Source organism: Patescibacteria group bacterium, from assembly GCA_018900835.1.
Lineage (GTDB): Bacteria > Patescibacteriota > Minisyncoccia > Minisyncoccales > PEYH01 > PEYH01.
In genome coordinates this window covers 47,685-67,796 of sequence record JAHIFQ010000015.1, presented here as the reverse complement: position 1 = coordinate 67,796, position 20,112 = coordinate 47,685, and the positions used below count along the sequence as shown (strand labels likewise).

Annotated in this window: 24 protein-coding genes; 5 read left to right on the top strand and 19 right to left on the bottom strand. The window is 37.4% G+C overall.

Going from position 1 to position 20,112, the window contains the following annotated elements:
* Window positions 1-7: 7 nt before the first annotated feature.
* From murG to KJ562_02905, 4 genes are all read left to right on the top strand, one after another.
* Window positions 8-1,162 (top strand): undecaprenyldiphospho-muramoylpentapeptide beta-N-acetylglucosaminyltransferase, encoded by a 1,155-nt coding sequence (gene murG / locus KJ562_02920; protein MBU3964643.1) that lies wholly within the window; start codon window positions 8-10, stop codon window positions 1,160-1,162.
* Window positions 1,163-1,186: 24 nt separating this feature from the next.
* A complete protein-coding gene (locus KJ562_02915; GenBank protein ID MBU3964642.1) occupies window positions 1,187-2,770 on the top strand; it encodes a glutamate--tRNA ligase in 1,584 nt (527 codons plus the stop codon).
* Between the two features lie 8 nt (window positions 2,771-2,778).
* Entirely contained in the window at window positions 2,779-3,141 is a 363-nt protein-coding gene (locus tag KJ562_02910; GenBank protein MBU3964641.1) for a hypothetical protein, read from the top strand.
* 264 nt (window positions 3,142-3,405) lie between these two features.
* A complete protein-coding gene (locus tag KJ562_02905) occupies window positions 3,406-4,341 on the top strand; it encodes a tyrosine-type recombinase/integrase (GenBank protein ID MBU3964640.1) in 936 nt (311 codons plus the stop codon).
* A gap of 128 nt (window positions 4,342-4,469) precedes the next feature.
* On the opposite strand, the gene KJ562_02900 is transcribed toward KJ562_02905, so the two are convergent.
* The 15 genes from KJ562_02900 to KJ562_02830 all read right to left on the bottom strand — a co-directional run bounded on the left by KJ562_02900 (window position 4,470) and on the right by KJ562_02830 (window position 15,922).
* Window positions 4,470-5,138, bottom strand: coding sequence for a GGDEF domain-containing protein (locus KJ562_02900; protein MBU3964639.1), 669 nt, complete (start codon window positions 5,136-5,138; stop codon window positions 4,470-4,472).
* A gap of 127 nt (window positions 5,139-5,265) precedes the next feature.
* Window positions 5,266-6,060, bottom strand: coding sequence for a DUF3298 and DUF4163 domain-containing protein (locus tag KJ562_02895; protein ID MBU3964638.1), 795 nt, complete (start codon window positions 6,058-6,060; stop codon window positions 5,266-5,268).
* A gap of 13 nt (window positions 6,061-6,073) precedes the next feature.
* Entirely contained in the window at window positions 6,074-6,460 is a 387-nt protein-coding gene (locus KJ562_02890; protein MBU3964637.1) for an FKBP-type peptidyl-prolyl cis-trans isomerase, read from the bottom strand.
* 352 nt (window positions 6,461-6,812) lie between these two features.
* Window positions 6,813-7,277, bottom strand: a complete 465-nt coding sequence (locus KJ562_02885) for a tryptophan-rich sensory protein (GenBank protein MBU3964636.1) — start codon at window positions 7,275-7,277, stop codon at window positions 6,813-6,815.
* Window positions 7,278-7,295: 18 nt separating this feature from the next.
* The gene (locus KJ562_02880) at window positions 7,296-8,015 is read right to left on the bottom strand and encodes a class I SAM-dependent methyltransferase (protein MBU3964635.1); all 720 of its coding nucleotides are present in this window, start codon (window positions 8,013-8,015) and stop codon (window positions 7,296-7,298) included.
* Between the two features lie 14 nt (window positions 8,016-8,029).
* On the bottom strand, window positions 8,030-9,739 hold the full coding sequence (locus KJ562_02875) for a DUF2207 domain-containing protein (protein MBU3964634.1): 1,710 nt from the start codon (window positions 9,737-9,739) through the stop codon (window positions 8,030-8,032).
* Between the two features lie 422 nt (window positions 9,740-10,161).
* Window positions 10,162-10,698, bottom strand: coding sequence for a hypothetical protein (locus tag KJ562_02870; GenBank protein MBU3964633.1), 537 nt, complete (start codon window positions 10,696-10,698; stop codon window positions 10,162-10,164).
* A 159-nt stretch (window positions 10,699-10,857) separates the two neighbouring features.
* A complete protein-coding gene (locus tag KJ562_02865; GenBank protein MBU3964632.1) occupies window positions 10,858-11,316 on the bottom strand; it encodes a hypothetical protein in 459 nt (152 codons plus the stop codon).
* Window positions 11,317-11,467: 151 nt separating this feature from the next.
* Complete coding sequence (locus KJ562_02860; GenBank protein MBU3964631.1) at window positions 11,468-12,133, bottom strand: PD-(D/E)XK nuclease family protein; 666 nt, start codon at window positions 12,131-12,133, stop codon at window positions 11,468-11,470.
* Entirely contained in the window at window positions 12,130-12,903 is a 774-nt protein-coding gene (locus KJ562_02855; GenBank protein ID MBU3964630.1) for a PD-(D/E)XK nuclease family protein, read from the bottom strand. Before KJ562_02855 ends, KJ562_02860 begins: the two co-directional genes overlap by 4 nt.
* 55 nt (window positions 12,904-12,958) lie before the next feature.
* Window positions 12,959-13,321, bottom strand: a complete 363-nt coding sequence (locus tag KJ562_02850) for a hypothetical protein (protein MBU3964629.1) — start codon at window positions 13,319-13,321, stop codon at window positions 12,959-12,961.
* A gap of 4 nt (window positions 13,322-13,325) precedes the next feature.
* Window positions 13,326-13,919, bottom strand: coding sequence for an HD domain-containing protein (locus tag KJ562_02845; protein MBU3964628.1), 594 nt, complete (start codon window positions 13,917-13,919; stop codon window positions 13,326-13,328).
* 6 nt (window positions 13,920-13,925) lie between these two features.
* Window positions 13,926-14,375 (bottom strand): protease inhibitor I42 family protein, encoded by a 450-nt coding sequence (locus tag KJ562_02840; protein MBU3964627.1) that lies wholly within the window; start codon window positions 14,373-14,375, stop codon window positions 13,926-13,928.
* Between the two features lie 68 nt (window positions 14,376-14,443).
* Window positions 14,444-15,706, bottom strand: a complete 1,263-nt coding sequence (locus KJ562_02835; GenBank protein MBU3964626.1) for a replication-associated recombination protein A — start codon at window positions 15,704-15,706, stop codon at window positions 14,444-14,446.
* 69 nt (window positions 15,707-15,775) lie between these two features.
* Window positions 15,776-15,922: a hypothetical protein gene (locus KJ562_02830; protein ID MBU3964625.1), complete on the bottom strand. Its 147-nt coding sequence runs from the start codon at window positions 15,920-15,922 to the stop codon at window positions 15,776-15,778.
* Window positions 15,923-16,034: 112 nt separating this feature from the next.
* Here KJ562_02830 and KJ562_02825 point away from each other — a divergent pair, with 112 nt between their 5' ends.
* Window positions 16,035-16,307, top strand: coding sequence for a bL27 family ribosomal protein (locus KJ562_02825; protein MBU3964624.1), 273 nt, complete (start codon window positions 16,035-16,037; stop codon window positions 16,305-16,307).
* On the opposite strand, the gene rplI is transcribed toward KJ562_02825, so the two are convergent.
* From rplI to KJ562_02805, 4 genes are all read right to left on the bottom strand, one after another.
* Entirely contained in the window at window positions 16,308-16,775 is a 468-nt protein-coding gene (gene rplI / locus KJ562_02820; protein ID MBU3964623.1) for a 50S ribosomal protein L9, read from the bottom strand. It lies immediately after the preceding gene.
* 31 nt (window positions 16,776-16,806) lie between these two features.
* A complete protein-coding gene (locus tag KJ562_02815) occupies window positions 16,807-17,988 on the bottom strand; it encodes a S41 family peptidase (protein ID MBU3964622.1) in 1,182 nt (393 codons plus the stop codon).
* Window positions 17,985-19,028 (bottom strand): flippase-like domain-containing protein, encoded by a 1,044-nt coding sequence (locus KJ562_02810; GenBank protein ID MBU3964621.1) that lies wholly within the window; start codon window positions 19,026-19,028, stop codon window positions 17,985-17,987. The genes KJ562_02815 and KJ562_02810 overlap by 4 nt, the downstream gene beginning before the upstream one ends.
* A gap of 534 nt (window positions 19,029-19,562) precedes the next feature.
* Complete coding sequence (locus KJ562_02805; GenBank protein MBU3964620.1) at window positions 19,563-20,099, bottom strand: host-nuclease inhibitor Gam family protein; 537 nt, start codon at window positions 20,097-20,099, stop codon at window positions 19,563-19,565.
* Window positions 20,100-20,112: the final 13 nt, after the last annotated feature.

The window sequence follows — 20,112 nt, the reverse complement described above, 5'->3', positions numbered from 1 at the left end:
AAAAAACATGAAAATACTCTTTACTGGCGGAGGAACTGGAGGTCATCTTTTCCCGATAATCGCTATTATTAGAGAATTGAAAAACAGTCCTGTTTTAAAGGATAAAAAAATCAAGATATATTTTATCGGTCCTAATGGAAAAATCACGCAGGAACTTCTTAGAAAAGAAAATGTTGAGATGAAAGCAATCTTGGCAGGGAAAATCAGACGATATATCACTCCAAAAAGCATTATTCAAAATATAATTGACCTAATATTCAAAATTCCTATTGGATTTATCCAGTCCTTTATTTTTGTCAGAATAATATCTCCTGATATTGTTTTCAGCAAAGGTGGTTATGGGGCAGTACCAGTCAATATCGTTGCCAGAGCATTAAAAATCCCTTTGTTTTTGCATGAATCAGATATGGTGCCTGGCAAAACAACAAGATTGTTTGCCAAAACAGCAACAATTATTTTTACATCTTTCCAAGAAACGAAAATTGATAATGTTATTCCGTCCAAGGTGTTATGCGTTGGCAATCCTATAAGAAGCGATTTGCTTTCAGGCAATAAGGAAGAGGGTAAGAAATTATTTAATTTGTCCGGAGATAAGCCAGTGATATTTATATGTGGTGGGTCGCAAGGAGCCAAGGAGATGAACGAATTGGCTCTTACTGCTCTTCCTGATTTGCTTAAAAACTTTGAGATTATCCATCAATGCGGATTAAAAAATTACGAAGAAGCAAAAGTAATGGCAGACATAATAATCAAAGAACAACAATTGGCGAAAAGATACCATCTTTTTGATTTCCTAACAGAAGACGAGATGAAACAAGCGTACAAATCAGCTCATTTGATAATCAGTAGGGCTGGCTCGGGCGCTATTTTTGAAATCGCTGCAACAGGAAAGCCGAGCATCATTATTCCTTTGCCAGAATCATCTCAAGACCATCAGGCGAAAAATGCCAATGCTTATGCTTCTACTGGAGCTACAATTATTATGGAGCCCAAAAATCCTACTCCAGCTCTTTTATTCTCGAAAATAATGCTTATCTTCTCACAGCCGGAAAAACTTCTGGCAATGAGCAAGGCAGCCCTGGGGTTCGCTAAGCCAGATGCGGCAAAAACGATCGCTGAACACTTGACAAAATACTTATATCCAGATGCGCTTGAAAAATAACGATAATTCAAATAGAATGAAACTATGGAAGCAATTGCTAAAAAAATTGAAAATCCGAGAGTAAGAATAGCGCCTTCGCCAACAGGATTTTTACATATTGGAACAGCCAGGACTGCGCTATTCAATTATCTTTTTGCCAAAAAATACAATGGCAGTTTTGTTTTGCGCATAGAGGACACGGATAAAGAGCGTTCTCAAAAAGAATATGAAGACGATGTTTTTGAGGGATTAAAATGGCTAAAAATTCCTTGGGATGAAGGAGTCAATCCTGATGACGCTAAAGAATATATCGGGGATTTTGGTCCTTATAGACAAAGCGAACGAATTGATATTTACGAATCATATATTAAGAAAATGTTGGAGCAGGGGACTGCTTATTACTGTTTTTGCAGTAAGGAGGACTTAGAAGCCCAGCGCCAATACCAGATGAGTATTGGGCAAGCGCCAAAGTATGACGGAAAATGCAGCGATATTCCAAAAGAAACTGCTGAACAATATCTAAAAGAGAGAAGGCCATCAGTGATAAGATTCAGAACTCCAGCTCAAAATGTGGTTTTTCAAGACCTAATAAAAGGAAAAATAGAGTTCAACAGCGCTCTATTGGGAGATATGGCTATTGCTAAAGACATCAAAACGCCGTTATATAACTTGGCTGCGGTGATTGATGATTATGAAATGAAAATCAGCCATGTAATCAGGGGCGAAGACCATATTTCAAACACGCCGAAACAAATTCTTTTACAGGATGCTCTTGGATTGCCTCATCCCGACTACGCGCATTTGCCACTTATTCTCGGGGCTGACAGGAGTAAATTGAGCAAGAGACATGGGGCTGTGTCGGTAAATGAATATAGAGAGAAAGGATATTTGTCAGAAGCAATGATAAACTTTATGGCGTTTTTGGGGTGGAATCCTGATACTGATAGAGAAATATACGCAATCAATCATTTGGTAGAAGAATTTTCTTTAGAACACTGTCAAAAATCATCCGCTGTTTTTAACATCCAAAAACTTGATTGGATAAACGGCTTTTATATCCGTAACAAGTCGCCAAAAAAGCTTACGGAATTATCTACCACTTATTTAATAGAGGCAAATTTGATTCAGCCAATTTTTGAGACAGGTGGACATTTGGCAGGCATAGGCGGAATAGAAATTGAGGAAACATATCTGGTAACAGAAACCAAGGAAAAAATAGACCCAATTGCGCTGGAGAATATTATTGCCTTATATCAAGAACGGTTAAAATATTTATCTGAACTGCCAGAATTGGTTGATTTTTTCTTTAAAAAAGAATTGGATTACCAGATGGAATTGCTATTCTGGAAAGACATGGCAAAGGCAGACACTAAGAAGGCAATAGATGCCCTAGAAGGGGTCGTAGAGGCGATAAAGCCCAATGATTGGGGTAGAAACAATCTTGAGGAAATCCTCGTGGAAAAGGCGACAGAAATGGGTCCAGAAGGGGATAAGGGCTATCTTTTATGGCCTTTTAGGGTTGCTCTTTCTGGCAAAAAATCCTCAGCCCCGCCATTTGCCATAGCAGAAATTTTGGGAAAAGAAAAAACATTGCTAAGATTAAAACAAGCAAAGGAAAAATTAGAATAAATTTAAATATGAAAGGGGAGTGTGGTTTAAAAATTACTCTTTTTGCGCTGTTTTGCGCAGCATTATTATTCGGCAATGCTTATTTTGTATCTTTCGTGTCAGCAGCCCAAAATGCAACAACTACTGGGTTAAGCTTGTCTCCACCAAGTCGCGAAGATGCCCAGTCATTCTGGCAAAAAATAAAAGACAGCTTTAAAGGAACTTTTGAAACAATAAAGCGATTTGGAGAGGGGAATGGATGGTTTAAGTCCTTTTTTGAAAATATTGGGCAAAAAATTGGCGCTTGGTGGTCTCTTCAGGCAAAGCCATGGTTTAATAAAAGCTGGTATGATTTGAATAATTATTTAAATCAAGAAATCAGAATACAATAATCCCCTTTGAACTTAAAATAACTGATAATTATAAGGGGAGTGATATAAAGCTTCTTGACAACCCCTATCATAAGGGATTATTATAGATATATGGTTGTCGCACAATATACCTTAACGGACAATGCTTGTCCGTTAAGGTTCGCCATATTTTGCGACATTCATTAAAACGTCGCAAAATATGGCGCCCTGACATCGCAAAATGTGCTCTATATTGATTGTGAGTCGCAAATTACTTCCCTATCATAATTTTTAAAAATAACACATATGCATAATTCAGAAAAACCAATTATAAAACATATAAATGATTTTTTGGACTGGACTGATATTGAAAAAGGACTTGCATATAAGTCGCAAGAAAACTATTCTAGGTTTTTACAAAAATTCTTAGAATGGTCAAAAATAAACAAATTAGAAAACCTTAAACCCCACCAAATGACTCCTGACCATATTTTCAAATATAAGACATTTTTATCGCGCCAATACCTAAAAAAAGACAAAAAACCGCTTAAGCGAAATACTCAAAACTACTACTTAATCGCTCTGCGTTCACTCTTAACCTATTTCGCTGATAAGGACATCATTTCCCTGCCACCGGAAAAAATAAAATTAACCAAACAATCACAGGAGCGGACTGTTAATTTTCTTACATTAGAACAGGTTGAAAAACTCTTAGCAATCCCTAATTTAAACGACATAAACGGATTAAGAGACCGAACAATTTTAGAAACACTATTTTCCACTGGATTAAGGGTTGCTGAATTAGTTGCTCTTAATCGGGACCAGATAACTATTAAACCGACCACAAAGGACTTGGAAATTGGCATTGTTGGCAAAGGAGGCCATCCAAGAACAGTTTTCCTGTCACAAAGAACAATTGATTGGCTTCAACAATATCTTGTGAAACGAGCAGACAAAGAAAGAGCTTTGTTTGTGACCTATAGGGGGCCAAAAGTCCAAGGGAGGATTACCACTAGAACAATTGAGCGGATAATAAAAAAATATGTTGTGCTGGCAGGATTACCAATAACCACGACTCCGCATACATTAAGACATAGCTTTGCCACTGACTTATTAATGAAAGGCGTTGATTTAAGGGTTGTGCAAGAATTCTTGGGACATAGGAATATTGTCACCACCCAGATTTATACCCATGTCACCAGACCTCATTTAAAAGAAATACATAGAAAATATCACGGATAAAATATGACTTATTCCCCACTACTCTCGACCACCTATTTTATTAGTGATGTCGCATAATATAGATATGTAAAAGAATAATGCGGCGGGAGATAAAATCTCTTCCGCCGCATTGTGTGTGGGTTGAACCGCTATGTGCGTTTGCCCTGCTTATGCTTATACATGGCCATATCTGCTGCCTTCACCATCGCGCCCAGGCTAATCGAATCACTTCCCGGAATCCAGGAATTAATTCCGAAGCTGATTGAGACCCTCGGAGATAGCGTTGATAACACTTTCTCTATTCGGCCCATCAGGACTCCAGCGCCTGTTGCCTCTGTATGAGGAAGAATGAGCAAAAACTCATCTCCGCCGTGGCGAATAACAATATCTATGCCACGCTTCGCTTCCTTGGAAAGGATTGAAGCAACTCGTTCCAACGCTCTATCTCCAGCCAAATGGCCGAAGGTGTCATTGATGGCCTTAAAATCATCTACATCAATGATTACTACGCTCAACGGATGCTTGTATCGTTCGGCTTCAGCAATGAGCTTATCATAGACCCCATCCCTGAAAAGCCGTCCGTCTCGGACCCTTGTTAAAGGGTCATTGAACAGGTCTTCGCCATGCTCTAACGCATACAATAACACTCCCAACATTGGTTCTTCTTCTACGAATTCCGGCTCTGTGTCCGTCAAGGCAAACAGCGCCTCAACTACCTGCTTTTGTTTTTGCAAAAACGCCCGAAACATCTTTTTAAAAAGTTCGGGGTCTCTTAATGCGCCCAATATCGCTTCTTCTATAACCTTATCAATTTTCAAAGTTCAACCTCCTTATGGTCCTCTGATTTTTAGATACACAAAGGATGTCTAAATCATAACACTAAAAACGCCAAGCGTCAATAGCAACTTGGCATTTTATAATCTGTGATTTTTAGTTGAGTTGTCTTTATATCAAATCTACCAACAATCCCTGTGTATCCAAATACTGCTCTATGTCAGTGAAAAATATCTCTACTGTTTGGATTCCTATGGCATATGGTCCGACTTCGTATGGATTAAAAGAAATTACTAATGAAGCATTGGTCAATACAAAATTCTCAAAACTTCCTTCTTTCGGTTCTGTCCCCTCTTTTATCCACGATTCCAGCGCTTCATCCTCGCCGAATTGGACCAATAGTTTCTCTTGGCAAATTTCGCTTATAACTCCCTTATAATCCACTCCTTTCTTGAAAATATCCCATAATTCAACCTTCTTAGCGCCAGTAATATCGTAATTAAAAGTTATTGCATAATTATTGGGGTGCGCCCCGCCAAAATTTTCTGATGCTGAAAAACTTATGCTAACCAATGATTCGTTTAAAAGAGTAACAAGATACTGTATCTGTAAATAATCCTGAAAATCTTCAAAAACATCTTCTGACATTATCTGCTCTTCAAAATTAGCTACCCGTTCAAGAACAAAATCCTCTATGGCCTTATTCGTTTTCTCCTGCGCATTAATATCCTGCATATTTACAATTTTGGGATAAGAAATGTTTTCAGTATAAATAGGCGTTTCTTTTATAATCTCCTGATTCTCTGTGGTCAATATCTTATCGCTCGTCCCTACTTGATTAGCAATATTAAGCCCATTGCTATCTTCGTCAACAAACCGCTTGGCTCCGGGGAATAAGACATAAGATAAAACCATTATCGCAATTATGCCTGCTATTCCTAATATTAATAAATTTTTATCGCTCATTTTTTTGTAAAAATTAATTATTAATGTTTAAAAGTTCAACCTCAAAAATCAATGTTGAATCAGGAGGAATAAGTCCTGCGCCAGCGCCCCTGCTGCCATAACCCAAGTCCGACGGGATTGTGATTTTTCGCCTCTCTCCAATCTGCATACCAAGCAGGCCAAAATCCCAACCCTGAATAACTTGTCCTGCTCCGAGAGTAAAGACAAAAGGACTGTCCTTGCCAAAATTGGAATCAAACTCCTCTCCATTTAACAACTTTCCAGAATAATTAACGCTAATCTTATCCCCTGTTTTTGCCTGCGCTCCTTGTCCTTGTTTTAAAATCTCTATCCCGAGCGAAGAAGGAATAATTGGCTCATTTTTAATTTCATCAAATTGACCATCAGTAATTGCTTCCATAATTTTGCATTGATTAATTTTAATTACCATTTTATGCGGAGTAATAATTTGAGCTAAAACCATATTTATCCTGTTGCCATAGCCGGAATGACGAGCATTGAACCAGAACGAAAACTCATAACATTTATCACAATCCATATCCTCTACGCTATCAAGCGCCAGACCATAACCATCAAACTTATATGTCATTGAATTCTCTAAAATCCAATTGGCCGCTATCTCCTTGGCTCTGTTTTCTCCACACTTCAAAGAATTCATTGACAATATTGCCCAAACAATAAAGGCAATGATGATTAAAGAGAAAAGAACAATTAAAGAAATTAGAAAGTTTTTCTTCATATTATTAAATCAATTACATATTAAGCATTAAAATAGAATAAGCCAAATATGTTGCAAAAGCAACCCAGATGGCATAGGGATATAATAAAATTGATGCCAATCTTGAAGTTGGCTTGATTAGAAATATCAAACAAATAATGGTTGTCTCAAGCGCTATCATTTCTAAAATAGACGCGCCCACAAAATGCAACCCAAAGAAAAGAAACGACCAAAGAGCATTCAGCGCCCCATTGAGCAAGAATAAAGCAATGACTATCCAAAATCTTTTATTTCTAAATCCCCTGTTCCAAAATAAAATAGCCGAATATGTTGCAAGGATAAATATCAGGGTCCAAGCGATTCCGATAATATCGCCAGAAGGGGTCCAAGCAGGCAAGTTAATCTGATTATACCAATCCATTCCCCTGCTTGTCACAAAACTTCCAGACAAAGCAACTATTACAGTAATTAATGGAATTATTATTAAATATATTTTCATATTTTTATGATAATTATTTTAAAAATCAATTTTCACCAGCTCTTTTCTTATTATCAAAACTTCTTCAAGCCAAACATCCGGCTTGTTGCCAGCCACTCTAATATCAATCGGCCTTAGCTCATAGTTAATCCAATTTTTCGTTTTTAAATCATCTAAAAGCTCTATCCATTTTTTTCGGGAAAAATCAATTCCTGTCAAACCGCTAGATGGCGGAGCTTTGCGCACAGAGAAAATCCTAATTTCCCCTTCGTGCTTCAAGGCAACCAATGCTAAAATTATTGTTTCCCTTAAGTTCCCGTCTATTTCTTTAGAATAAGGAGCATCAATAGCTGACACTGAAAAAATATAGTCAAAATCTTTAAGCGGAATTGCTTTCTCAAAATCGTGTTTTAGAAAAAATTGACGATAGCCGGAATTTATCTCCTCTGGCTCAATAAGAATATCCAAACCATAGGCCTCTTTACTTATCCCTTGCCCCAAACAATGCTTAATAAAATCCCCTTCCCCGCAACCTAAATCAAGAATGCGCTTACCTATCAAATCATCTTTGCTGATATCGAGACATTCAAGATATCTTTGGAATTCTTTTTCCAGCTTCTGCTCCGAAGAAAAATTCTCCACTTCTCTATGTAATTCCTGATGTTTTTTTTGAATATAATCAACAAAAACGCTGTTCCATTTCTTTTCCGGCAAAGCAATTTGCTCTTTTATAAACTGCCTGAAATTATTATCTAACATACGCATTTATTTTATTACCAACTTCCACCTCCTCCGCCACCGAATCCGCCTCCTGAAAAACCACCTCCCCCAAAACCGCTCTTTCCACCTGCTGCCCCGCCCGGAGCAGCCATTGACCCACGAACTGCTGATGCGAAAAAATTAAGATTTCCGACAAAAATGATAGAGTTAAAACCAGTACCAACTGGCCCCTCATACCAGCTTGGTTGGTTAAGATAAATATCCTTAAATTGAACTGCCCATTCCTTTTCTACTCCTAAGACCATTGCCATTGGCAAAAGTTTTTCAAATAATTCTGGATTTTTTTGAGGCGCATTATGAAACTTAATCCTCTCTTTTTCTGCTGTTTCTATATAGTCCTTTAATCCCAAAATATGTTCTTTGGCTAAAACTCCTTTTAATGTCCTTTTCGGCATAATCAAACCAAAAACCATTATTAAGAGACCTGTTATTAACAAACTGATAACTACTGTGGACTTGCTAAGAAGCCCAGCTCCGAACATAAGGGGCAAAAGAAAAATAATGCCAATAGAAATATAACTTATACGCGCCTTATTCGGATGGCTTACAAAATAGCCATTTTTTGTAACTGATTTGTAAATCAAGTCCCTGATTTCTTTAACGCTTTTGAAAAAATCCTTCTTTAAATCAGAAAGCTTTACTTCGTTTTTTGTCTTGAAGATGCTTTTGAACAATTTTTGGTCAAAATCATTTTGCAAGCCATCATCTTCTTTGAGTTTGATAAGTTCATAATCAATTGATTTGGCGAATAAAATCTTTTTTTCATTCCGTTTAATTTTTAAATATCCCTTAATCGCCAAATGTATTATCTCTGCTGAAATATCTTTATTATGAACCCTTTCGTCAATAATTGTTCCTACTTCTGCGGGAGTCAAGTTATCAGGCGCATAATATTGAGCAATAATTGTTTTTCTGCCTTTCGGGTCTTTGCCTTTTTTCCACCAGATAGTGAAGAAAATAATGAATACTACTATTGGTAGGAATAAAATCAAATTATCTCGCAAAAACTCTATTGCTCCAGAAAACTTGGAAGGTGGCGTAATTACTCCTTTCGGCACCCCAACAACTATGGTTAAGCCCTGATATGAGGACAGCGCTGTCTGGGAAAACTCAATCATTCCTGATGGCTCTGATGAGATAATAACGCTGGAACATTTCTCTATGCTTCCAATTGCTCCGGCAAAACAATCTGCCTTAATTGATTGAATATTAGTTGCTTCCGGCAAAATCACTTTTGCTGATGATTCTAAAATAGGCACTTGCCATTCATTGCCTGTGGCATTCCAATAGATTTCATCGTAGTCCTGAAAATAATTTATCGCCCTCCCAATCTTATATCTTATAATATATGTCTTCTGCCCAGTAACATATTTGTCTGCATCGCCAATTTTGATTCTCTTGTATTCGCCTTCAGAGGAAATGGCAAATTTATATGGCTGCCCATTTTCATTGACCACTTCAATATCAGAAATTCTAAGATTATAATTTCCTCCCCTTGCCTGATACTTTATAGGAATATCCCTGTAAATGCCGTGTTTGTCAGCAAGTCCAAAATTATATTTAATTTGTTCTTCAATATTAAGAGTGCTGTCAGAATTAACTTTAATAATCACATCAAAACTATCTATTGCCTCATAAGCCATCACAAAACCTGCTCCAAACAGAGAAACAAAAATAATTGCTGTTAAAAGCGCTTTTTTCATAATTCCAATATTATTTCCTTTATTCTAACAAAAAATGACCTAAAAAGATATATTGGTCATTATTGTGGATTATTCCGCTTGACAGATGTTGTTGATAAGTTAAAATATAATTGAATCGGTCCCCTGCCTCACCCTAAACTCCTTTGTCCTATTTTTCTCAATCTACCACTGCCTGGAGAGGCATGACCGACTCAACCGTTCTTTTGAATTGCGCTTCGGCGCAACGCGCGTGTTAATGAGGGTGGATGCTATGCATTCACCCTCTGACCCTTCTCTGACTCGAGATGTTTAGAGAAAAATGTTTAGAGGTTGAACCTCTAAACATTGAGCCAATTATATTTCTCTGATTTTATCGGAGATTTTTTCAAATAGTTCTTTGTCCAAAGACGCTGGGAGGGCGTTTTTTGGTTCCATACAACAATTTAAAATTCATAAATATAAATCGGCAAGCTTTTGCTATCAGGCCTATCAAAATATGTCTTCCCTTTCCACTCATTAATGATAAAGGCATAAGACAAAACTTTTGCCCCATTTTTCATTTCTTTCTCAAATTTATTTTTTAATTTACCATTAATAGATTGTACTAAAGCATAAGTATATATTACATCCATTTCTGAAAGATTATACTTAAGAGCATTGCCAAATTTTATTTTCATATTATCTGACTTAAAAAATAATTCTATCAATTTCGCCCACAAAAAAATCGGCAGAGATAATTCAATGCCAACTATTCGTGATTCGGGATTCTTTTTGGCAATATATCTACAAACTCGCCCATCACCGCAGCCCAATTCACAAAATAACTCACCGGATTTTAATCCGGCCAAACGATTAATCCGCTCCAAGTCCTTCTTTTTACAAGGAACCCACGGAGCAATCGAAAAACTGGAAACCGTAAGAGACAACAAAAATATTAGAGCGATTATAAAAAATATATATGAAATAATGATTGATAACATGATATTTTATCGGATTAAGCTTATTCAGATTTCAAAAAAACATTATGGTTTTTCCTCGGGTTTTCCCGAGGCGCAATTTATTAAAAAATAGCGTTAAAAACCAGAGTTAACACCATTTTTTCTTCCATAATAATTAAATTAATCTATTTCTAAGACAATTTAATCATAATTTAAAAGGTTTCTAGTCACAAACCCATTGTTAACTAAAATAGACTCACCAAATCCGTGACTAGGGTACTTGGAACATATTCCTTTAGCATTCTCACAATTAGGCTCTGTAATAAAAATGGCACTTGCATAATCGGGGCAATAGATTTCAGCATCCTCTTTACTCATAGTACATATTCCTTTACATTGTTCATGGTTGATGCATTCTTTGCCAGCATCTTCAAACATAAAATCACAGTAATAACGAGCAGAAAATCCAAGGCTAACTCCTCTCCCATTCTGGATGATACACATTTTTCTATATAAAAATTCTGTTATTCCAAATGCCGGACTGACATTCCATCCATTACCATGTTTTTCATATTTAAAGTCTTCTATAAAAACAATTGTCCCAATTATTAAAATAATTAACGTAAATACTAGAATAATGATTTTACTTTTTGTTTTCATATATTAATATTTAATTAAAATAATTAAAATGGTAAAAATGGTGTCAAGTATGGTTTTTGTTGCCATTCTGGAAACCACCATTTTGGAAACCTGGTTTCCAAAATCATTCGATGTTTAGAGGTTGAACCTCTAAACATTGTGATTCTAAAGATTATTTTAAAAGCTCGGCCCACCTGCCGAATTCGCATTCCGGGCTGTGAGCCAATGGAGCAGGTTTTTTCAAAAACTTAATCGCTTCTCGGAATGTTCTTAAAATATATGATGGGTCAGTATCAATAATATGAATCTCTTTTTTGAACGGCAATCGGTCATCAAAAGAATCGTCCTTATCAACAGTATAAAATACTAAAACGCCTTTTCTTGGAGTGGCGTATCCGTTCTTCTCCAAAAGAAAAGTGTAAACATCCATCTGAAGCTGAAACCTGTCATAGACCTTGGGCACACTGCTTCCTGTTGACTTATAATCAAACGGCGCCAGTTTCCCTTTCCCAAAATCCAACACATCATCAAGCACTCCGAAAATGACTGCCCCTGTTTTTTCGTCATAATATTCCAATCCCTTGGACTTGTTCCGCCATTCGTTCAAAAGTTTTTGGTTTGAAAAAAGCTTGGCAGGAATATTGTTTGCTTCAAGTAAAGGATGCTTTCTATCTTTTGCTCTATGTTTGTCAAAATCACGCCTCAAAACCTGGTCAACCGCCAAGTTTAACTCATAAGGAAACGGCGCAGGTCTTTTGATTCCCCTATTCTTTTCCAGCCAAAAACAAAACGGACATTCAAAATACAGATTCAAAGAATTAGGCGAAATCTTTATCATTTATTTTTCTTTGAAAACTTGTAGCTTTCTTGAGCAGCTGCTTTTCTATAACTGCAATAATCGCAATCAGACGCCATTTCCGGAATCGCGTCCTTTTCAAGGCATTCTTTAATATCATGAATAGCTTGTTCTACCCAAGCGTCATCTCCTTTGTATGGAATTACTGAAATATCAAACTCAATCTTTTTATCAAATGCCTCTGTATCGGTCTTCCCATTACAATAAACAAAATATGATGTATCAGAAACACTAAATTCATTTCGTCTAAAAAGCCATTGATAGACCTCCATCTGTCTTTTATACCCAATCTGCCACTCTGCATCCAATGTTATTTCTCCAGCTTTTGATGTTGCCTTGTAATCCACAATATGCAGTTCTCCCTGCGGATTAACCCAGATATCATCAATTGCGCCCATTATCAAAAGATTTGTCGGCTCGTGGATATATTGAATCCCCCTCCTCGTATCCCGCCACTCGTCAATCCGCTTGTCTTGAAACGGCACTGCGTCAATCCCATATTCTTCCATTAAAGGATGGCTGGTTTTGGCAATCCGATGGACATCAAATTCTTTTTTCAAAAGCTTGTCAACTGCGCTGTTTAGAGTAAAAGGAAATCCCGGCGGACGGCTTACGCCCAAGCAACAATCCATATAAAAACACCTTGGACATTCCATAAATAAGCCAATTTTTGAACGGCTCACTTTAAACGCTCCCGACTGTCCCGGCTTAAAAATCCTATAATCCCTTTTTGCTTTGTAATAATCAGACATAATGTAAAATTAATATCTCAAAAATAATTTTCTTCATATTAAAATTGCTTAATGATTAACAGGTCAAATGGAAAAGCCCTATGACCTCCGCTTGCTCACCATCTTCTTCCAATGACTCTGCGCAGATTACATTAAATGTTTTTACTGCTTCTTCAGTGATATCTATTATCAGCTCCACTCCGGCTTCCTTGCACTTTTGTTTTGCGTCCTCTGTCACCTGCGCGACTCCTGACTCGCCAGTGCCGACAACAATTATCTCTGGCTCTTTTTCCAGCGCCCTTTCTATATCTTCCTTATCTATTATATGACTGTTCTTTCTCGTCCATTCCAAAACCTCTCCCTCCCAGTCAACTTCCACATCATAATTATATTCATCGCCTTCAATCATCATTTTCCCAAAACGATATTCTTCTATCATAATATTATTCAAGCTGATTTAATAACTCATAAATCCTTTGATTTGTTTTTTCGGCGATCGGAAGATAAGATTTTGTTTCTTCCTTCCAACGGAAAATCTTATGGAAATCCAGAGATGTTTCGGGAATAAAGTTATTTGACCGAGCGTTATCCAAAACATCGCAAAGTTTTATTATCCGCACATTTTCGTCCGCCTTGCTTATCTCCTGCGCTTTTCTTTTCTTATTTTCTAATTTTTCTTCTTCCGACTCACCCACCGACTTATAACGCGTTAATTTTTCAACAATACGGCTAACCTCCGGACCGAATAGATTATTTAGACGTGTAACTGTCAAGACCCCGTCTTCTATGACATCATGCAAAAAACCGGCACATAGCAAATCATTATCATCTATCCCTAATTCTTCAACTAAAATAAGGGCAACGCGGATAGGATGAATGATGTAAGAAATCCCGCTTGAACGAAATTGTCCGGCATGCTGTTCCTCTGCCAAATCCATTGCACGAAATGCCCTTCTCCTCTCTTCATCATCCAAACTGTCCAAATATCGGACAATTTTAGTCCTCTGATATTCTAAATCAATAAATTGGTTATCCATATATTATTATTCAACTGCGACAATGCTGTATGTAATAACCTTTTTCGGCTCTATGCTTTCCCACGGCCTAGTATAAGCAAAGATTATTTCTGACTGGCCTATGGTCATTGCTGTAAATGTAAACTTTTCATGACCTCCGGCTCCGACTATTTCCTCTGCTGATTCATCTGCAATATATTCTTTCCCCTTAAAATCAATATAATTAGGGTCCAGCTGTAATCCCCACTGAAAGCCAGTAGTTGGGTTTGTTTCAAGCAACACTACAAATTCATGTCCAACCGAAACCTGAACAGCACCCTCATTTGCCTCGGTGAAAATATAGTTCTCGCTACTTGTTGGTGAAACTGTTTTTTCAGGCCAACAAATGAAATCAATAGCAATAAAGATTGCTGATGCTAAGAGTATTATAACAATAAACAACATAAACAAACGATTCTTCAATAATTTATTTATCATTTTTTTAATGTAATTTATTAATTATCTTTTGACCTTTATTATATTCTATCACCTTAGAAAAAAGAATGCTATTTTTCTGGATGGTAATATTGTTTTTCCCCTATTTCTTCTGGGAAATGAGTTTGTTCTGGCTTTTTGCCCGGTACATTGTGGGCATATTGATAACCCTTTCCATACCCAATTTTTTTCATCAAATTAGTGACTGCATTTCGCAAATACAGAGGTACCCCAAAAGCGCCTTTTTTAGCATCTTCTTTTGCTTCTAACAAAGCAGAGTAAGAAGCATTGCTTTTAGGAGCAGTGGCAAGATAAGTCACTCCATGGGCTAAATTAATTTGTGCTTCAGGAAAACCCACATATTCAACAGCGTGAGCAATAGCTGTTGCCATTTGTATCGCCTGCGGGTCAGCGTTGCCAATATCTTCGGAAGCAAAAATTACCATTCTACGCGCAATAAATCTTGGGTCTTCCCCTGACTCCACCATTCTCGCCAACCAGTAAAGCGCGCCATTTGGGTCAGAATCCCTCATACTTTTTATAAACGCAGAGATTATATTGTAATGCTCTTCTCCTTTTTTGTCATAACGCAGAGCATGTTCTTTTAATATTTCAGAAACCTCATCCGCTTTTATAATATTCTTTTTTTCCGCTTTCAAATGGTTAACTATAAACTCCAAGCCATTTAATCCAACCCGCGCATCTCCGTCAGCAAAATTAATCAATCGTTCAAACGCCTTTTCTTCAACTTTTATCTCGGAATTGCCGAATCCCCTATCTTTATTTTTCAAGGCCTGCAATAAAATACTTTTCAACGCATCTCTTGATAATGGCTTTAACACATAGACCGCTGAACGGGATAAGAGCGGTGATATCACTGAAAAAGAAGGGTTTTCTGTTGTAGCTCCTATCAAAACAATCGTGCCATCCTCTACATAAGGTAAAAAAGCGTCCTGTTGAGCTTTATTAAAACGATGAATCTCGTCAATAAAAAGGATTGTTTTTTGTCTTTTAAATTTTAACCTTTCTCTAGCTTTTTCAATCGCCTTCCTAACATCATTTATCCCAGTAACAACAGCAGAAAATTTCACAAAATCTGCTTTTGTTTTTTTAGCGATTATCCTTGCCAAAGTTGTCTTGCCCGAACCCGGTGGTCCCCAAAATATCAAAGAAGTTAGATTATCATTTTGAATAGCCCGGCGCAAAGGACTGCTTTCCCCTACCAATTCTTCTTGGCCGAAAAAATAGTCAAAATCCTCAGGCCTAATGCGGTCTGCCAAAGGGGCATCTTTCCTTAACGCCTCTTCTAAATTTTTATCAAACAAATCATCCATATTGATTAAATTCTGGCATATTTGCGCATTTTTATCAACCAAAATGCGCCTAAGGCGCATTGAGTGGATTTAATATATCTCAATCGGTTTGCTTGACCCAAGTTCTATGAAAATCCAAATCAGAGAAAAAATAAATAAACTTGCCAAAAATATTATCAGAGCCAACAAGATAACATCTTTGTTTTTATTGACTAATTTAACAATTTTTGATAGCATACAAATATAGTTTTTTGTTTTTAATTTTTCTCGTTTAATTTTTAATTTAGCCACCCGCCCAAGGCGGGTATAAGAAAAATTAAAACTCGTTTACTCGTTAAATTTTTCTAATATGTCTAAAACAAAATCTTCTGGTTCAACAAGTTTAGGAAGAGATTCAAGGCCCAAATATTTAGGGGTCAAGGTTAACGCCGACCAAAGCGTCAAGCCAGGAATGATTATTATACGACAAAGAGGAACCAAATATGTGCCTGGTAAAAATGTTGGAAAAGGGAAAGATGACACTCTCTACGCAAACAAAGAAGGTTTGGTTAAGTTTTCAACCAAACGGATAAGAAGATTCAACGGAACCCAGCGAAGAGCAAAAGTAGTATCTGTGGAATAATTATTCTTCAGATGGCTCTCTTGGTGATTCTGGCTCAACAATAAGAGTAATCTTGGCTTCCAAATGGTGGTCAAGCATTATTTTCACAGGAAATTCTCCTAATTCTTTTATCGGCTTTTCCAGAATAATCTGGTCTTTTTTTATTTCAAACCCCATTTCGCATAATTTTTTAGAAATCTTCAAAGGCGTAATTGATTCAAATAATTGTCCGTCCTCCCCTGTTTTGACGAAAAACTCAATTCCCTGACCATCAAACTTTGAAGCAATTTCCTGGGTTTCAATCAAATGTTTTTCTGCTAATAATTCTTCTTTCTTTTTTATCTCCTTGAGTTCAGTTATGGCTGAAGAGGTTGCAAGCTTCGCTAAACCATTTGGAATCAAAAAATTCCTGGCATAGCCATTTTTAATGGATTTTACCTCGTATTTCTTGCCTAAATTTTCTATGTCTTTGAGTAGAATTACTTTCATATTTCTATCCTGCTATTTTAAAACCTAATTATTATTTCAATTCCTCAAGCGCCTTATCTAATTGTGGGTCTCTGTTTTCCTTATAGTCATCTTCAGTTATTTTTATTTCTATATCCGGGGTAAGCCCAATCTCATTAATCATCTCTCTGTTAGGAGTAAGCCAGTGAGCTACTGTAACCTTGAGAAGAGCTCCTCCACGCAAATCCACTGGCTCCTGAACAGAGCCCTTGCCGAATGACTTTTCTCCTATTAATTTTACATCATCTCTATTATCTCTCAAAGCAGCTGCTAAAATTTCTGCGCCAGATGCTGTTCCTTGGTTGATAAGTATAACTGTCGGATATTCAAACAAAGCTCCGCTACCAATTGCCCTATACTCTTTCTCATCTCTACCTTCTCCAAAGCTTTCAATGGTAACCATATCACCCTTATTCAAAAACCAGCCAGCCATCAACTGCGCTTCATACAAAAGACCTCCTGGATTACTGCGCAAATCAAGAATAATTTTTTTCGCAGAAGAATCCAAAATCTTTGGAACTATCTTTGAAAAATCAGAATCCAGTCCGCTGGAAAATTGATAAACTTTAATCTTTGCTATATCTCCATTAATAATTTCCCATTGAAAATTAGGAATTTTTATCACATCTCTTGAAATTTCAAATACTTTAGTATCACTCCATCCCTCGCGGAAAATAGTAAGCTTGACTGCAGTTCCTTTAGGTCCGCGAATCAGCTTGACCGCTTCGTCTGTAGCAATGTCTCGTGAAAATGAATCGTCTATCTTCATAATAATATCCCCTGGCAAAAGTCCTGCTTTCTGGGCAGGCGTACCCTCAAGCGGAGTCACTACCGTCAACTCCCCTTTTCTAATACCTATTTCCATTCCCACGCCTTCAAAAGAGCCGGCAATATCATCTTTAAATATCTGGCTATCTTCTGGATTAAAAAATACCGTATAAGGGTCACCCAATCCCCTCACAAGTCCTTGGGCAGCGCCATAAATCATTTTCTGATAATCCAATTCGCCCGAATATTTTTCTCCAAGCTTATACCATACATCCCATAATAAGGTAAAATCAGCGTCTGCTGGCAAACCCACTGGCGGTCGCGGAATCTGGTTATAGCCATAGCGATAACCAAAGCTAAAAACGAAAACACCGATAATAATTAAAATTATGCCAAATAGAATTTTCAAAATAAATGTTTTTTTCATTTTTTTATTTTATCCGTTAATGTTTCTATAAATACAATAATCCTTTTTTTCAAAAAACCGAACTGAATAAACATAAATACTATCAGTCCGCAAGCGGCCATAATCAGGTTTAACCCTCTCCATATCAAACTAAATGCGACCCCAACAGCAGAATCCATCCCAAGCCCTACAAAAACAAACGCTTGTGAAATCTCTAATGTGCCCAATGATGCTGGAAGCGGAAAAAAACCAGAAACATCTGTCATACTTCTTACCACGAACAATCGTGTAATATCAAGCCGAACTCCCAAAAATGCCAATATTAACCAAGCAGCTAATAAAAGAGCTGAAAGCTCCATTATAGCCAATATGAAAATTTCTATAAGCTCTTTTTTTGGCCTGCGAAAAAATTTTATAATATCTCTTTCTATTTCATCCAACGCGCCCATATTCTGTTTTATTATTTTGAGTTTATTTAAATAAAATCGCTCTGCGAATGTCTTGAACAAGCCCTTGCCAGACGCCATTTTCCTCGTCTTGCATATTATCAATAAGATTGCTGATATTGCCCCAGCCATTAACCCAAGTCCGATAATTTCTGCCAACCATGATAAATGCATATAAATCAACAGAAAGAAAATGCCCATAAAAAACACCATGATTATTAAAAAGAACAGTATTATCTCGTCTAATATAATGGAACTTATAATCCTGCTTGTGGAAAGCTTTGTTTCTTCTTTTAAGTAAAGAACTTTTGCTGGCTCTCCTCCGACTAACGATGAAGGCGTCACATAACTGATACTATAGCCAATGAACTTCGCAATCATTACTCTAGACAGTTTTGCGTCTTCTTTTTTATTTAAATGAATTATCATCCACCATTTATAGCCACCAATGATTACTATGCCTGTAAATAAAATGAAAATAGCTAAAAGCGTTTGCCAAGCCCTAATCATAGATAAAATGGAAACTACGCCTTCAATTCCTACTCCTCGGAGCGTGAAGTAAAAAAGAACCGCTCCCAAAATAAAAAATATTAGAAGCCAAAACCCTTTACGCATATCTTTTGATTATCTGATTAACTTACTCTATTTTGATTAACTTACTCTATTATATACTTTTCCAACTCCAAAAACAACAAAACGCACTGAATAAAAACAACGAGGCCGGGCCTCGTAATCTTTTATTAAATTTGTATTTTGTGTGAGTAATTTGTAGTTAGGAATAAATTTTTGCTTGGAAGCAAATGTTTGTTTCCTTGTCCTAATTACTAATTACTAATTACTCGCCCGCATCGGGCGGGCCAACTACTCAAATTTTTGTAAAGGCAAAAATTTATGTGCAGTATATTGAAAATAGTCCGAACGCATTTCGCCGCCTGCGGCGGCGAGGAAAACCCCCCACGAAATTCTGAAAATGCGGCGGAGCCGCACGAATGACAATTTCAAGTTTTTCTTTGGCTGCAAATAAATTTCGAGTGCACAGAGTGCACACAATTGTTCTTTCATAAAAGCATAAGAAAAGGAAACCCGCCAGAGGTCCGAAGACATAGCGGGAAGCAGTTGGACTGCTCAGTCCGTTGATTGAGGAACTTCTTAAGCCACAGCTTTCTTGAGTTTGTCGACCTGAGTCGCTATCTCTACTTCCAACTCTGCCGGCTTTGCCACGAACTCCTCACGCTGGCTGATAGAGACACCCTTGACGGTTTTGGCTACGTCAGGTTCCTTCAGCATCGCTTCCTTGTCTATTTCCTCCTTGGTTCTGATGAAGCGCTTCAGTTTAAGCGACTTCAGAGACTCCAGAATTGCTTCGACATCACGAAGCGATACAGCTGGCGGTGTCATGCGCCAGCCGAAGGTACCCGTTGGCACTTCAACTGTCTTGCTCTTGCCGTGATCGGTCAGCTCATCGCGATGGGCTTCAGCGAAAGCGAAGAGACCTTCGACAAGCTGTGAAATCTTTTCCTGATGATGCTCGTCTTCGACCATCGCCTTGGCTTTCAGTTCGTCCACCTTGGCATTAAGGCCTGACCGAATCTTATCGGTGGCGCGCTGCTCTTGCCCTATCTCCGCCAAAAACTGAGCCGCCTCATTTAAGCTCTTCGGTACAGCTACTACCGCTCTCTTGGGCATGGTACCCTCCTTT

Bases quoted from the DNA above. Each gene is read 5' to 3' on its own strand.
- KJ562_02835 (MBU3964626.1), bottom strand. From the start codon at position 15,706: ATGGATGATTTGTTTGATAAAAATTTAGAAGAGGCGTTAAGGAAAGAT.
- KJ562_02830 (MBU3964625.1), bottom strand. From the start codon at position 15,922: ATGCTATCAAAAATTGTTAAATTAGTCAATAAAAACAAAGATGTTATC.
- KJ562_02875 (MBU3964634.1), bottom strand. From the start codon at position 9,739: ATGAAAAAAGCGCTTTTAACAGCAATTATTTTTGTTTCTCTGTTTGGA.
- KJ562_02805 (MBU3964620.1), bottom strand. From the start codon at position 20,099: ATGCCCAAGAGAGCGGTAGTAGCTGTACCGAAGAGCTTAAATGAGGCG.
- KJ562_02825 (MBU3964624.1), top strand. From the start codon at position 16,035: ATGTCTAAAACAAAATCTTCTGGTTCAACAAGTTTAGGAAGAGATTCA.
- KJ562_02895 (MBU3964638.1), bottom strand. From the start codon at position 6,060: ATGAGCGATAAAAATTTATTAATATTAGGAATAGCAGGCATAATTGCG.
- KJ562_02810 (MBU3964621.1), bottom strand. From the start codon at position 19,028: ATGCGTAAAGGGTTTTGGCTTCTAATATTTTTTATTTTGGGAGCGGTT.
- KJ562_02910 (MBU3964641.1), top strand. From the start codon at position 2,779: ATGAAAGGGGAGTGTGGTTTAAAAATTACTCTTTTTGCGCTGTTTTGC.
- murG (MBU3964643.1), top strand. From the start codon at position 8: ATGAAAATACTCTTTACTGGCGGAGGAACTGGAGGTCATCTTTTCCCG.
- KJ562_02870 (MBU3964633.1), bottom strand. From the start codon at position 10,698: ATGTTATCAATCATTATTTCATATATATTTTTTATAATCGCTCTAATA.
- KJ562_02850 (MBU3964629.1), bottom strand. From the start codon at position 13,321: ATGATAGAAGAATATCGTTTTGGGAAAATGATGATTGAAGGCGATGAA.
- KJ562_02860 (MBU3964631.1), bottom strand. From the start codon at position 12,133: ATGATAAAGATTTCGCCTAATTCTTTGAATCTGTATTTTGAATGTCCG.
- KJ562_02845 (MBU3964628.1), bottom strand. From the start codon at position 13,919: ATGGATAACCAATTTATTGATTTAGAATATCAGAGGACTAAAATTGTC.
- KJ562_02840 (MBU3964627.1), bottom strand. From the start codon at position 14,375: ATGATAAATAAATTATTGAAGAATCGTTTGTTTATGTTGTTTATTGTT.
- KJ562_02890 (MBU3964637.1), bottom strand. From the start codon at position 6,460: ATGGAAGCAATTACTGATGGTCAATTTGATGAAATTAAAAATGAGCCA.
- KJ562_02815 (MBU3964622.1), bottom strand. From the start codon at position 17,988: ATGAAAAAAACATTTATTTTGAAAATTCTATTTGGCATAATTTTAATT.
- KJ562_02880 (MBU3964635.1), bottom strand. From the start codon at position 8,015: ATGTTAGATAATAATTTCAGGCAGTTTATAAAAGAGCAAATTGCTTTG.
- rplI (MBU3964623.1), bottom strand. From the start codon at position 16,775: ATGAAAGTAATTCTACTCAAAGACATAGAAAATTTAGGCAAGAAATAC.
- KJ562_02865 (MBU3964632.1), bottom strand. From the start codon at position 11,316: ATGAAAACAAAAAGTAAAATCATTATTCTAGTATTTACGTTAATTATT.
- KJ562_02855 (MBU3964630.1), bottom strand. From the start codon at position 12,903: ATGTCTGATTATTACAAAGCAAAAAGGGATTATAGGATTTTTAAGCCG.
- KJ562_02885 (MBU3964636.1), bottom strand. From the start codon at position 7,277: ATGAAAATATATTTAATAATAATTCCATTAATTACTGTAATAGTTGCT.
- KJ562_02915 (MBU3964642.1), top strand. From the start codon at position 1,187: ATGGAAGCAATTGCTAAAAAAATTGAAAATCCGAGAGTAAGAATAGCG.
- KJ562_02905 (MBU3964640.1), top strand. From the start codon at position 3,406: ATGCATAATTCAGAAAAACCAATTATAAAACATATAAATGATTTTTTG.